The 13624-nt window shown below is 74.2% G+C and carries 11 protein-coding genes; 9 read left to right on the plus strand and 2 right to left on the minus strand.

Annotated elements, in window-relative coordinates; translation table 11 throughout:
* The first annotated feature begins 29 nt into the window (after positions 1-29).
* Positions 30-1550 carry a hypothetical protein gene (locus ABZ128_RS27415; protein ID WP_356851566.1) on the plus strand — a complete coding sequence of 507 codons (1521 nt, stop codon included), beginning with the start codon at positions 30-32 and terminating at the stop codon, positions 1548-1550.
* Positions 1551-1581: 31 nt separating this feature from the next.
* Here ABZ128_RS27415 and ABZ128_RS27420 read toward each other — a convergent pair whose 3' ends face one another.
* Positions 1582-2475 carry a pirin family protein gene (locus tag ABZ128_RS27420; RefSeq protein ID WP_356851568.1) on the minus strand — a complete coding sequence of 298 codons (894 nt, stop codon included), beginning with the start codon at positions 2473-2475 and terminating at the stop codon, positions 1582-1584.
* A 269-nt stretch (positions 2476-2744) separates the two neighbouring features.
* On the opposite strand from ABZ128_RS27420, the gene ABZ128_RS27425 reads away from it, so the two are divergent.
* The 6 genes from ABZ128_RS27425 (at position 2745) to ABZ128_RS27450 (ending at position 10091) form a co-directional block, all read left to right on the plus strand.
* Positions 2745-3323, plus strand: coding sequence for an NADPH-dependent FMN reductase (locus ABZ128_RS27425; protein ID WP_356851570.1), 579 nt, complete (start codon positions 2745-2747; stop codon positions 3321-3323).
* Positions 3324-3480: 157 nt separating this feature from the next.
* Entirely contained in the window at positions 3481-4464 is a 984-nt protein-coding gene (locus ABZ128_RS27430; protein WP_356851571.1) for an NADPH:quinone reductase, read from the plus strand.
* A 79-nt stretch (positions 4465-4543) separates the two neighbouring features.
* Positions 4544-6010 (plus strand): MFS transporter, encoded by a 1467-nt coding sequence (locus tag ABZ128_RS27435; RefSeq protein WP_356851572.1) that lies wholly within the window; start codon positions 4544-4546, stop codon positions 6008-6010.
* 228 nt (positions 6011-6238) lie between these two features.
* Positions 6239-7618 carry a hypothetical protein gene (locus ABZ128_RS27440; protein WP_356851574.1) on the plus strand — a complete coding sequence of 460 codons (1380 nt, stop codon included), beginning with the start codon at positions 6239-6241 and terminating at the stop codon, positions 7616-7618.
* Between the two features lie 227 nt (positions 7619-7845).
* Entirely contained in the window at positions 7846-9765 is a 1920-nt protein-coding gene (locus ABZ128_RS27445) for a C1 family peptidase (protein ID WP_356851576.1), read from the plus strand.
* Positions 9766-9782: 17 nt separating this feature from the next.
* A complete protein-coding gene (locus ABZ128_RS27450) occupies positions 9783-10091 on the plus strand; it encodes a protease inhibitor I42 family protein (protein ID WP_356851578.1) in 309 nt (102 codons plus the stop codon).
* On the opposite strand, the gene ABZ128_RS27455 is transcribed toward ABZ128_RS27450, so the two are convergent.
* Entirely contained in the window at positions 10075-11253 is a 1179-nt protein-coding gene (locus tag ABZ128_RS27455) for a DUF418 domain-containing protein (RefSeq protein ID WP_356851580.1), read from the minus strand. The two genes, ABZ128_RS27450 and ABZ128_RS27455, sit on opposite strands and share 17 nt — an antisense overlap.
* Positions 11254-11418: 165 nt before the next feature.
* Here ABZ128_RS27455 and ABZ128_RS27460 point away from each other — a divergent pair, with 165 nt between their 5' ends.
* Positions 11419-12072, plus strand: a complete 654-nt coding sequence (locus ABZ128_RS27460) for a GntR family transcriptional regulator (RefSeq protein WP_356851581.1) — start codon at positions 11419-11421, stop codon at positions 12070-12072.
* Complete coding sequence (locus ABZ128_RS27465; protein WP_356851582.1) at positions 12062-13414, plus strand: MFS transporter; 1353 nt, start codon at positions 12062-12064, stop codon at positions 13412-13414. The genes ABZ128_RS27460 and ABZ128_RS27465 overlap by 11 nt, the downstream gene beginning before the upstream one ends.
* Positions 13415-13624: the final 210 nt, after the last annotated feature.

The raw sequence follows: 13624 nt of genomic DNA on the forward strand, positions 1-13624 counted from the left end.
GGAGTTGACCGCCGAGGGGGCAGGTGCGCATGCGGCTGTACGTCGTGGTCCGCGAGGGTGACTGGACCGCGGTCCGGCACGGCACGTACAGCGGCCGGGCGGCCTGGATCCTCTCGGACACGGTGAGGCGGGGCTTCGCGCCCGAGCGGGCCGGGGAGGACGAGCCGGCCGAGCGGGAACCGGGTGGGCCCGGCGGCGGCGAACCCGGCGGGGACGGCCCCGCCCCGGGCCTGGCCCGGTGGCGGGCCCTCGACCGGCGGATGCACGGGGGGATCTTCGAGATCTCCGTGCCCGACGCCGGGTTGCTCACCGTCGGCGCCCTGAAGGACCGCTGCCTGGACGAGGCGCGCCGACGGGGAGCCGCGGCCCCCGAGCCCCTCGCCCCGGATCCCGGGCCCCGGGGCCACTCGCTCTTCGGCCCGGACCGCATCGTGGACGTCTGGCTGACCGACGCGGAGACCGACGACCGCCTCCCGGACGAACTGCTCCTGTCCGGGACCGCCTTGGCCGACGGGGACCTGGTCGTCCTCTGTGTCGAGCACCCGCCCTTCGCGATGTACGAGATGGGGACGGCCGCCACCGCGGAAGAGCTGCTCGGCTGGCTCCCGCTCGCACAGACCACGGCGGCCCCCGACGGCAGGCCCCGCCTGTGGGGAGTGCTGCTCTACACCGGTGCCGACGCCGAGCTGGCCACGTACGTACGGACCCACTTCGACGACCTGAACGTGCTGTCCGGCCCCGCCACCCGGGTCTTCGCCGTGGAGCGGCGGGCGGGCCGGGCCGCGGCCAGGAAGTACTGGCGCCGCCACCTGGAGCCCGAGCTGTACCGGGTGCTGTCCGCGGTGCGCTGGCTGCGCTGGACCCCCTACGATCCGCAGGGCGCGTACGAGGTCGCCGCCACGCTCGGCATCGCACCCGAGCGCCTCCCCTGCCTGGTCTTCTTCCACGCGCTCGACGGCCCGGTCCCCGAGGCGGAGAAGATCGTCTTCCCGGTCGAGCACACCTCCACGGCCTACTTCCGGTCCCTCTTCGGCGGTGTCAGCCGGGTCCTGGCCGCCGTGCCGGCCGAGCACCACGAGAGTCAACGCGCGGCGGACGCGGCCGCCTTCGCCGCGGTCCGCGGGGCCGAGGCCGCGATCAAGGCCGCGATGCGCCCGGCCGTCCCCGCCGCAGCCAACGTCGTCGTCATCTCAGGAGCCGGAGTGTCGGAGAACTTCTACTTCCAGGGCGAGAACACCACGTTCGTCAACCGCCCGCAGGACACGGTCGTACGGGACTTCCAGAACACCTACTCCGCGGTCTCCGGCGGCGACGAGCTCACCCGCCTCCTCCAGCTCGTGCTCAGCAGCCGAGACGTGCCGGAGGGCGACCGGGAGGAGGCGGCGGACGCCATCCACGCCCTGGCCCGCCTGGCCGCGGCTCCGGAACCGGACGCGCCGGCCGCCGCCACCCGCCTGGAGCGCCTGCGCACGCTCCTGGCCGCCGGAGCCGACATCGCCCAGCCGGCCCTGGCCATCCTCACCTCGCTGGCGGCGCTCTTCCCGGGCTGACGGGCCCCGCGGGAAGGCCCGTGGCACCGGCTCAGTCCTCGTAGCGGCCGAGGCGGTCCGCCGCGTAGTCGTCGAAGGCCTGCTCGATCTCCTCGTGGGTGTTCATGACGAACGGCCCGCTGCGGACCACCGGCTCGCCGATCGGCTCGCCCGTCAGGAAGAGGAGGTCCGCTCCGACCGGCCCGCCCTCGACGCGGACGCTCTCGCCGTCGTCGGCGAGGACCGCCAGCTCGCCGTCGGCCAGTGGGCTCGACGCCACCGAGGCGCTGCCGGCCAGGACGTACACCGCCGCGTTGCGGCCCTTCGGCGCGGGGAGCCGCGCGCTCCCGCCGGGGGCGAGGGAGGCGTGGACCACCGTGACCGGGACCTGGGTGTCGAAGGGGCCGGTCACGCCCATCGCGGTGCCCGCGATGACCTTGAACCAGGAGCCGTCGAGGGTGCGTACGACGGGGATGTCCGCCGCGCCGTGGTTCTGCGTGCGCGGGCGCAGACCCTTGAGGGAGGCCGGGAGGTTCACCCAGATCTGGAGGTTGTGCTGGAGGCCGCCGGCCGCGCGGAAGTCGTCGGTCGGCTGCGCGGAGTGCACGACGCCCGCGCCCGCGGTGAGCCACTGCACGGCGCCGGGGGGCACGACACCGCGGTTGCCGGTGGAGTCCGCGTACTCGATGTCGCCCTGCAGGACGTACGCGATGGTCTCGAAGCCGCGGTGCGGGTGGTCGGGGGCGCCCTTGGGCTCGCCCGGGCCGAGGTCCACGGGACCGACCTGGTCGACCATCAGGAAGGGGTCCAGCTGCGGGATCCGCGGGGTGGGGAAGGGGCGGCGGACCGGGAAGCCCTCGCCCTCCAGGGTGTGGACGGGCTGGAGGACGTCGACCACCGAACGCGTCGCGGCGGCGGTGTCGATAACGGAGTCGAGGGTGGTCATCATGCCTTCTCTCGTCGTACGCGGTCGTGAGGGCCGTCGTGTTCGGCTTCAGTGAACTATACAGTTCAGTTCATTTATTGCACACGGTCCTGTGCGGATCAAGTGCCGGCCCCCCGGTCCCCGTGCACTAGCTGACAGATACCGCCCCGCACGGTTGTCGCCGCCCGCCCCGCGCGCCCAGACTCCTGCTCATTCACCGACGTTCACCTCGCAGGGGCCTGCCGGGTACGGCATTCGCTGCGCATGTCACCTTTGCGGAAGGACAGTTCATGCCCGAGCTCAAGATCCTGGCCATTTCCGGCAGCCTGCGCGCGGCCTCGTACAACAGCGCCCTGGTCCGGGCCGCGCAGAAGCACGCCCCCGGTGACCTGGCCATCGAGATCTACGAGGGCCTGCGCGACATCCCGCCCTACGACACCGACCAGGACACCCAGGACGCCCCGGCCGCCGTCCTGGACCTGCGCCGCCGCATCAGCGAGGCGGACGGCCTGTTCATCGCCACCCCCGAGTACAACTACGGCATCCCGGGCGTCCTCAAGAACGCCCTCGACTGGGCGAGCCGCCCCGCCCTGGACTCCTCGCTGACCGGCAAGCCGGTCGCGATCGCCGGCGCCGCACCGACGAACTTCGGCACCGTCCGCGCCCAGCTCGCCCTGCGCCAGATGTTCCTGTGGACCGACTCCAAGGTCGTCGGCAAGCCCGAGCTGCAGATCTTCCGCGCGCACGAGCGTTTCGACGAGAACGGCAACCTGACCGACGAGACCACCATCGAGCTGCTCCAGCAGCTGCTCGGCGCTCTCGGCACGAAGATCCGCGAGACCCGCGCCATCGCCGACGCCGCCCTCTGATCCGGCAGGCCGACCCCCCCTCTCCGAAGGGCCGCTCACACCCCCGTAGCGGCCCTTCGGGCATGCCCGGACACACCCGGTACCCGCCTGGCGCGGAGTTGACGGAACCGGCACGAGCCCGGTGCCCGATCGCCACCGGCGTGGGGAGGATCGGACCATGCGTGCAGCTTTCATCGAAGAACTGGGCCCCGCCGAGAACATCCGCTACGGCGAGCTGGCCCCACCGACCCCCGGTCCGACGGACGTCCTGGTCGACGTCGAGGCGGTGTCCGTCAACCCGGTGGACACCTTCGTGCGGTCCGGGCTCTTCCGGACCCCCGTCGAGTTCCCGTTCGTGGTCGGCCGCGACCTCGTGGGCACCGTCGTGGCCGCCGGTCCCGGCGCCGCCGGCTTCGCCGTCGGCGACCGCGTGTGGTGCAACAGCCTGGGCCACGGCGGCCGGCAGGGCGCCGCCGCCGAACGGGCCGTGGTCCCCGTCGACCGCCTCCACCACCTGCCCCCCGGTGTGGACGCCGCCGAGGCGGTGGCCGTCCTGCACCCCGCCGGCACCGCCTATCTCGCCCTGTTCACCCACGGCCGGGTGCGCCCCGGCGAGACCGTGCTTGTCGGCGGCGGCGCCGGCAACGTGGGCAGCGCCCTCATCGTCATGGCCGCGGAGGCGGGCGCCCGGGTCGTCGCCACCGCCGCCGCCCGGGACGCCGAGTACTGCCGCTCGCTCGGAGCCGAGGCCGTGTTCGACTACAAGGACCCCGAACTGTCCGTCCGGATCCGTGAGTTCAGTCCCTGCGGCATCGACGTCCACGTCGACACCTCCGGTACGAACGACCTGGCCGGCGCCGTCGAGGTGCTCGCCCACCGCGGGCGGATCGTCCTGCTCGCCGGAGCCCGCACCCGGCCCGCCCTGCCCGCAGGGCCGCTCTACATGAAGGACGGGGCCGTCGTCGGCTTCGTCATCTCGCACGCCACCACCGCCGAACTCGCCGAGGCGGCCGGCTCCATCAACCGGCTCCTGGCCGACGGCCGGCTGCGCGCCCGCACCGTGGAGCGCGTACCGCTGTCGCAGGCCGCCCGTACGCACCAGCGCATCGAGGCGGGCGAACTGCACGGCAGCCGTGTGGTGCTGCTGCCCAAGGAGTCGTAGGCCGGGGCGACTTCGGCCGACCTGACGGACTGGCACGCGGCCCCGCACGGCTCGTGTCAGCTGCTGCCAGACTGCGCGCATGGACGAACTCCCCGAGGCCCCGGCCGCCGCCGCCCCGCGGACCACCCGGGTGCGGTTCGCGCTCCTCGGCGCCGTGCAGCTGCTGCTCAACGCATCGGTCTCGGTGACGTTCGCCGCCGGTCCGGCCATGGCGCGGGAGCTCGGCCTCAGCAGGATCGACCTCATCCTCGACAGCGCCGCCTACGGACTGGCCTTCAGCGGGCTGCTGCTGCTCGGCGGGCGGCTCACCGACCGGGTCGGGCAGCGCAGGCTCTTCACCCGGGGCACCGCCCTGTTCGCCGCGGCCTCCCTCGCGGCGGCGCTGGCCCCCACCTCGCACACCGTCCTCACCGCCCGCTTCCTCCAGGGGTGCGGGGCCGCGCTCGCCGCCCCCGCCGCCATGGCACTGCTGCGCGTGGTCTTCCCCGAAGGCAAGGCCCGCGCCACCGCGTTGGCCCGGTGGGGCCTGCTGGCCAGCCTCGGCGCCGCCGTCGGGATCGTGCTCAGCGGGGCGCTCGTGGCCTGGCTGTCCTGGCGGTGGAGCTTCGGACTGCTCGCGGCGGTCGCCCTGGGCGTACTGGCCCTGACGCCCCGGGCGCTGCCGGCCGGCCACCCGCCCGTACGGGTCCCGGTGGACCTGCTCGGCGCGGTGCTCGCCACCCTCGCGCTCTCCACCCTCGGCTACGGCTTCGTGATGGTCGGCCCGCACGGCTGGGCCGCCGTGCAGGTCCTCGCCCCGCTCGCGCTGGGCGCCCTCCTGCTCGCGGTCTTCGTCACGGCCCAGCAGCGGGTGCGGGCCCCGCTGCTGCCGCTCGCCTTCCTCGCGTCCCGGCGCCGCGCGACCGCCCTGGTCTGCGCCCTGCTCGGTCCGGCGATCGGTGCGAGCACCGCCTTCCTGCTGGCCCTCTACTTCCAGCAGGTACGGGGCTATTCGGCACTGCAGAACGCCCTCGCCTTCGTCCCGTACAGCGCGATGCTGCTCGGCGTCGGCTTCGTCGCGGGCCGGATCGTCGCCCGCCTCGGCGTCCGCGCCGTCGCCGTGGGCGGACTGGCGGTCATCGCCGCCGGGCTGTTCCTCATCGGCGGCGTGGGGATGCGTACGGGCTCGACGCCGACCGTGCTCGCCGGCCTGGTCATCCTGTCGGCCGGGATCGGCACGCTGATGTCCGCGGCCGTCGTGGGTGCCGTCGGCGGGGTCCCCGAGGAGCAGTCCGCCCTCGCGGGGGCCGTGGTGAACACGGCCATCCTGGCGGGGCCGACCATCAGCCTCGCGCTGATCACCTCGGCCGCGGACGCCCGTACGGCCACCCTGCTGGCCGCCGGGGATCCGGCCGCCGCCACGGGCGGGTACGCCTTCGCCTTCGAGGCGGCCTGCGGGGTGTTCCTGCTGGCCATCGGCCTCGCCCTGTGGGGCCTGGCCCCCGCCGGGCGCACCGGCCGAATCCCTGCCGACCGGCGGGCGGAGCGCTCCTCCACTCCGGCCTGACCAAGGGGGGCAGGCCGGGGTGGAGGTCACGAGGGTGCAGCACAGCCGAAGGGTGAAGCGATCCGTGCAGGTCACAGCCATCGGACCACCGGATGCGCCGCCTGTTTGCCGAGGGTGCGGGACAGTCTCGGGTTGCGGCCGGTGACGAGCTGTCTGTGAGTGGACTGGGGCACGTCCGGATCCGGACGTGCCGTCCTCACCCCCGCTGTCACAGACAGGAGAGATACGTTGCGTCGCTTCACCCGCTACACCCTCCCCGCTGCCCTCTGCCTCACCCTGCTGGGCGCGTCAACCGGCCTCGCCGGAGCCGTCGGCACACCCGAGCGTCCGCCCGCCCCGGCGGCACCGAAGGCCATCCCGGATTCGGAGGCGCTCCAGACCCAGGTGCAGTCCCTCGGCGCCATCAGCGCGTTCATCCAGCCCGTGACCAACTTCCTCGGCGAGGTGCTGAAGTCGCCCGACGGGAAGCTGCCGGAGGCGGATCTGGCCGCGCACAAGGAGAAGATCGAGGCGGCGCTCGCCGAGGTGAGGAAGACCCTTCCGGCTGCCGCTCCGGCGACGCCGCAGACGCCGGCCAAGCCCCCGGCCGAGGCGGCCAAGCCGCCCGCGGCGGACGCGCCGAAGCTCCCGGTCAGCTTCCCCGCGAAGCCCCCGGCGGACGAGGTGGACCCCCCGGCAGGCACGGCGAAGCCCCCGGCGGACGCGGCGAAGCCCCCGACCGACGCGGTGAAGCCTCCGGCTGACGCGGTCAAGCCCCCGGCCGAGGCCGTGAAGCCTCCGGCCGACGCGGTCAAGCCTCCGGCCGAAGAGGCCAAGCCCCCGGCTGAGGCGGTGAAGCCTCCGGCTGACGCGGTCAAGCCCCCGGCCGAGGCCGTGAAGCCTCCGGCCGAGGCGGTGAAGCCTCCGGCCGAGGCCGTGAAGCCTCCGGCCGAGGCCGTGAAGCCTCCGGCCGACGCGGTCAAGCCTCCGGCCGAAGAGGCCAAGCCCCCGGCTGAGGCGGTCAAGCCTCCGGCTGAGGCCGTGAAGCCTCCGGCGGAAGCGGTGAAGCCTCCGGCCGAGGCGGTGAAGCCTCCGGCTGAGGCCGTGAAGCCTCCGGCTGAGGCCGTGAAGCCCCCGGCCGAGGCGGTGAAGCCTCCGGCTGAGGCCGTGAAGCCCCCGGCGGAAGCGGTGAAGCCTCCGGCCGAGGCCGTCAAGCCCCCGGTGGACGTCGTGAAGCCCCCGGCCGATGCGATCAAGCCCCCGACCGACGCGGTGAAGCCCCCGGCCGCGCCCGTCAACCCGCCCGCGGAGGCCATGAAGCCGGTCACCCTCCCGGCCGTCGCCCCCGTCCGCGCGGTCTCCCGCGTCGACCTCCTCACCACCGCCGTGGACCAGCTCAAGGTCTCCGTCGACGCCGTCCTCAAGGCGGCCGGCCCGTGCGGTTGCTCGACCGACGCCAAGGCCAAGGCCGGCGAGGCCGTGACCGGCATGGTCAACACCGTCGCGGCACTCCTGGCCAACGGCGGCCTGCCCGCGCCCAACCTGGCCGGCCTGCCCAAGCAGCCGGCGGCCGCCCCGGTCACCCCGGCCGCCCCGGAGCTTGCCGCTCCCGTGGTGTCGGACGAGTAGCGAGCACTCCCGACAGGCCCACCCAGGCCTCGTACGCCGGCCCCGGCGCCCCGTTCCACGGGCGCCGGGGCCGGCGCACGCCCCGCCCGTGACCAGCGCATACGGAGCGCCCGTACGCCCCACCGTGCGACCGCGCGACCTTGCGGACCCCCTTGACGCGCCCCTGCACCGGGAGGACGCTCCGCGGGTCTCGCATCCGTACAAGGTGGACCAGCTGGGGGGCCGGTATGCCGGAGCAGTCTGTCCAGACGGCGGGGGAACTGCGCGCGCGGCTCGTGGAGCAGGGCGCGCGGTGGTCCGTCATCGAACGTCTCGCCGACGACGAGGCCGTGCCCCGGCCCTCGCTCGGCCTGGAACCGGGGGCGAACCTCACCCGCGCCGAGGACGCCGGACGCGTGGACCTGCGTGCGCTCATCGGCCGGGAGAGCGGCAATCCGCACCTCACCCGCCGCCGCGCGGCGCACGGCCTGCTGCCCGCGACCGGGGGCCCGGCGGTCACCGCGGCCCGCCCCACCGCCGTGGACTGGCGCAGCCGTTGGGGGTGGCCCTGGATCACCAAGGTCAAGGACCAGGACCCGTGCGGCTCCTGCTGGGCCTTCGGGGCCGCCGGACTGGTCGAGTCCATGGCCCGGATCGAGCACGACGTCTGGGCGGAGCGGTCCGAGGGCGATGTGCACGACGGTCTCAAGTTCACCTGCGGGCAGGGTTCCAACCCGGAGACCGCCCTCGACTGGATCAAGGCGAACGGCGGTCTCGCCGACCCGGACTGCTGGCCGTACTCCCCGCCCCCCGCCACCGTCCCCGCCGACCGCCGCGACGGCTGGCGCGCCGCGTACACGCCGAGCTGGGACCGCTCCGGCCGCACCGTGCGGATCACCGACTACGTCCGCCTCGGCGACGTGGAGCAGCAGAAGGTGTGGCTCGACACCGTCGGCCCGCTGACGGCCTGCTTCGACGTGTACGACGACTTCTTCGGCCTCGGCTCCGGTGTCTACCACCGCACCAGCGACCACCTCGCGGGCGGCCACTGCGTGCTCGTCGTCGGCTACGACGACGCGGCGGGCTGCTGGCTGTTCAAGAACTCCTGGGGCACGGGCTACCACGTCGGCGGCTACGGGCGGATCGCCTACGGCGAGGTGAAGATCGACTACTGGGCCAAGTGCGGCCTGCGCGGCACCAACATCGACCCGTGGACCAAACGCCGCCTGCACTCCGGCAACGTCTACGAGAGCGGCAACGGCCGCGCCCACCGCAATTTCGAGCTGCTCGCCACCACCACCGGCGGCCGTCTCCAGCACTGGTGGCGCGAGGGCGACGCCCCCTTCCCGTGGGCCCGCGCCGCGGCCTTCGCGAACGACGCCTCCGGCCAGCCCGCCTTCACCGGGACCACGTACAACCGGAACATGGAGTCGTTGCACGTGACCACCGGCGGCCGGCTGCGCCACTGGTACTACGAGCAGTCCGGCGGGGCCTGGCGCGACGGCGGCGCCTTCGGCCCGGGCGACGCCGCCATCGGCTCGACGCCCGCGTTCATCCAGAGCGACTACGGCAAGCCCGGCAACTTCGAGGTGGTGGTCCGCACCGCCGACGGGCGCCTGAACCACTGGTGGCGGATCAACGGCGCCCCCTGGACCTGGAACGACGGCGGCCGCTTCGCCGCGGGCATCGCCCACTACGGCCCGGCCCTCGTGCAGACCCGAGGCCGCCACCTCGACCTCGTCGCCACCCGTACGGACGGCCGCATGCAGCTGTGGTGGCGCGACGACCCGAACGGCTTCGCCTGGCGGCCCGGAGAGGTGTTCGGCGGCTCGGCCACCTCCGCCCCGTGCATGATCGAAGGGCAGTACGGGGCGGCCGACGAGGACACCGCCGGGAACTACGAGCTGTGCGTGGCGGTGGCCGGCGGCCGCGTCGAGCACTGGTGGCGGGGCAACGCGGCGGGTGCCGCCTGGAGCCGCAGCGCCGTCTTCGGCCATGACGTGCTCGCCGTGACCGGGATGCTCCAGGGCAGCTTCGGGTTCAACCTGGAGGTCATCGTCCTGCGCACGGACCGGCAGCTCCAGCACTACTGGCGTGGGGGCACCTCCCGGACGGAGTCTGGGGGAAGCGCGGGCTGGCACGAGGGGCCGGTGATCGGCCCCGCCTGAGCGTGGAGGGCGGCGCCGTGGAGGTGCGCGAGGTGGCCCTCGCCGCCGGGGAGTCGTACGAGCTGCGGCTCACCGGGCGCGGGGCGCGCGGATACGTGTGGACCTGGCAGGTCACCGGTGACGCGGACGCGGTGTCGGTGAGCGAGGCCGTGCCCGCTCCGGCGCAGGTGGTGCCCGGAGCCTCCGTCGAGCGCAGCTACCTGGTCCGGGGCCGCTGCCCGGGCGGCCGGGCCCGGATCCGCTTCGCGCAGATCCGGCCGCCCTACCCGGACGAGGCGCCGTACGACGAGTTCGTCCTGGAGGTGGAGGTCACCGCCGCGCCCTGAGCACCCGGTGCTGGACGGCCTCCAGCGGCCCCCGCCCGAAGCGCCGCAGCCACAGCGCGGACCCGGCGGCGAGGAACAGGGACACCGCCGCCCACAGGCCCATCACCCACCAGGGCCCGGTCCCGCCGAGCCGGTCGGCCAGACCCAGGCCGATGCCGTAGCAGAGCAGCATGCAGATCAGGTTCTGGCCGACGTAGGCGGACAGGGCGGTGCGCCCGACGCAGCCGAGGGCGGCGGCCCCGGGCACCGCGAAGCGGTCGAGGGCGGCTCCGATCAGGCCGATGTACCCGACGGCGATCAGCGGGGCGATGCCGTAGCGGCCCAGGACGAAGAAGTCCGGGCCGCCGAGCGCGGCGGCGGCGCCCAGCGGCAGGCCGAGGCCCAGCCCCCAGGCCGCCATCCGGCTGCGGATCCGCCGTCCCGCGGCGGTCGGCGCGAAGGCGCCCGCACGGTACAGCCGGACCCCGAGGAGGAAGAGGAAGACCAGGAGCCCGAAAGAGAACACGGGCTCGATGCGCAGCGCCGGGGCGTGGTCGAGGCGGAAGCGGACCTGGTCGAGGTAGCCGCCGTGGGCGTAGAGCCGGACGGCCTCCGGGCCGGGAGCCGCGGGCCCGTCGGCGTCGGGCTTCGCCAGGGCCGCCAGCGTCACCAGGGCGACCAGGGTGGTGTGCACCGAGGCCGCGGCCCACATCACCCGCCGCCGCACCTTCTCGGAGCGGGCCAGCAGCCAGGCGACCAGCAGTGCGGTGACGGCGTAGCCCATCAGCACGTCCCAGGCGAAGACGAGGACGAAGTGGACGGTCCCTTCCAGGAACAGGAACGCGGCGCGCCGCCGGTACCGGCCCGGCCACGGCTCCCCGCGCCGGGCGGCCGAGTCGTACTGGATGGCCAGGCCCACCCCGAACAGGATCGTCAGCAGGGACAGGAACTTCCCGTCGGCGAGGAAACGGAAGGCGGATTCTGCGACGGACGCGGCGGAGGGGTGGGCGAGCGGGTCGGGGACGGGCAGGTCCCCTCGCAGCACGCTCCACTCGGATCCGGGCGCCGTGAAGATCCAGACGTTCGTCATGAGCGTGCCGAGGACGGCGGCGCCGCGCAGGACGTCGAGCAGGGGGATGCGCGTCGTGGTCGCGGGGGGTGTGGTGAGGGCGGTGTGGGCCATGACCTCAGCCTCCCGGCGCCCGGGGCGCGCCACGTCCTGCGGGCGGACGAAGCGGGGGTACATCCTTCGATGCAGCCGGGCGGGGAAGGGGTCCGCCGCGTCCGGCCTGCGTCCGCATCCTGGACGGCAAGACGTGTGCACACCTCATGTATCTATGCTGTGCGCATGCCTGCCGCGACCATGACCGCCAGCGCCGCCGACCGCGTCTACCAGCACGTCAAACAGGGCGTACTGGAACGCCGCTACGAGGGCGGCACCCTCCTCACCGAGGGCGGACTCGGCGACGCCGTCGGGGTGTCCCGGACCCCGGTGCGGGAGGCCCTGCTGCGCCTGGAGACCGAGGGACTGCTGAAGCTGTACCCCAAGAAGGGCGCTCTGGTCCTGCCGGTCTCCGCGCAGGAGATCAGCGACGTCCTCGAAACCCGGCTGCTGGTCGAGGAGTTCACCGTCCGCCGGGCCGTCCCGGCGCCGCCCGGCCTGCTGGAGCGGCTCGCCGCACTGCTGGAGGAGCAGCGCCGGCACGCCGCCGACGGGGACCTCGCCGCGATGACGGCCGCCGACCGCGGCTTCCACGCCGAGATCGTGCGCAGCGCCGGGAACCAGATCCTGTGCCGCCTCTACGACCAACTCCGCGACCGGCAGCTGCGGATGGGCGTGGCCCTGCTGCACTCCCATCCCGAGAGGGTGCAGCGGACGCTGGACGAGCACGCCGAGATCCTCGACGCGCTGCGCGCCGGCGACGCGGAGGCCGCCGCCGCCGCCGTACGCGGGCACGTGGGCCGGGTCGAGGCGCTGGTGCGGGGCCGTCATGACCGCTGAACCGGTTCCGGCCTCCGTCTGGCGGGACCCGCCGGGAGGCCGGAAGGCAGTCGCCGTCTGGTCCCTCGGCGTCGCCGTCTACTTCGTTGCGGTGATCTTCCGCACCAGTCTCGGCGTGGCCGGCCTGGAGGCGGCGGACCGCTTCCACGTGAACGCCTCCGCGCTGGCGGCCTTCTCCCTGCTCCAACTGCTCGTCTACGCGGGCATGCAGGTCCCGGTGGGCCTCATGGTGGACCGGCTCGGCACCAAGAGGGTGCTGACCCTGGGCGCCGTCCTGTTCACCGCGGGCCAGCTCGGCTTCGCGCTGTCCCCCTCGTACGGGATGGCCCTGGCCGCGCGCGCCCTGCTGGGCTGCGGTGACGCCATGACCTTCATCTCCGTGCTGCGCCTGGGCACCCGGTGGTTCCCCGCCCGGCGCGGCCCGCTGATGGCGCAGCTGGCGGGCCTGGTCGGGATGGCGGGCAACCTCGTCTCCACGCTGATCCTCGCCCCCGTCCTGCACGGCGTCGGGTGGATCCCCGCCTTCGCGGGCAGCGCGGTGGCGGGCCTGGTCGTCCTGGTCCCGCTGGTGCTGTTCCTGCGCGACCACCCGCAGGGGTACGAACCGGCGCCGGCCGCCTCCGGTGCGGGGCGGGGCTTCGTACGCCGCCAGATCCGGGACGCCTGGCAGGAACCCGGCACCCGGCTCGGCCTGTGGGTGCACTTCACCACGCAGTTCCCGGCGATGGTGTTCCTGCTGCTGTGGGGGATGCCGTTCCTGGTGGAGGCCCAGGGCCTGGCCCGGACCACGGCGGCGGGGCTGCTGACCCTGGTCGTCGCCTCGAACATGGGCTTCGGCCTGCTCTACGGCCAGCTCATCGGCCGCCGCCAGTCGGCCCGGATCCCGCTGGCCCTGGGCACCGTGGGCCTCACCGCCCTGTTGTGGGCCTCGGTCCTGGTCTGTCCGGGGACCCACGCCCCGATGTGGCTGCTGGTCACCCTGTGCGTGGTCCTCGGCACCTGCGGCCCGGCGTCGATGATCGGCTTCGACTTCGCCCGGCCGGCCAACCCCGCCGAGCGCCAGGGCACCGCCTCCGGCATCACCAACATGGGCGGTTTCCTCGCGTCGATGACGACCCTGCTGGCCGTGGGCATCCTGCTGGACGCCACCGGTGACGACTACCGGATCGCCTTCTCCTCGGTGTTCGTGGTGGAGGCCCTGGGCGTCGCCCGGATCCTGCGCCTGCGCGGCCCGGCCCTTGCCCGGGAGGGCGACCGGCGTGCCGCCGTCCTCGGCCCGGCGCCGGATCCGGCACTGACCGGTCCGTCGCGGTCCGACCTGTCGCGGCCGACGCCTGCGTAGAGCCCCCCGACCGTACGGCCGGGGCCGGGCGGGACAGACCCGAGGCGTACGGGGTGAGCCCCGGACAGGGGTCGGAGGGGTGGGGCGGGGGCTTCGGGGGACGGGTCCGACTTGACCGGCGTCGGAGGAGGTTCGGGGGCGTCCCGTCAGTCCACTGTCCTTCCGTGTCGTGCCGGGCCGTCAAGGGCGCTCTCTTCGTTCGCGTCGCTT

Origin of the sequence: Streptomyces sp. NPDC006326 (assembly GCF_040612915.1) — a bacterium.
GTDB lineage: Bacteria > Actinomycetota > Actinomycetes > Streptomycetales > Streptomycetaceae > Streptomyces.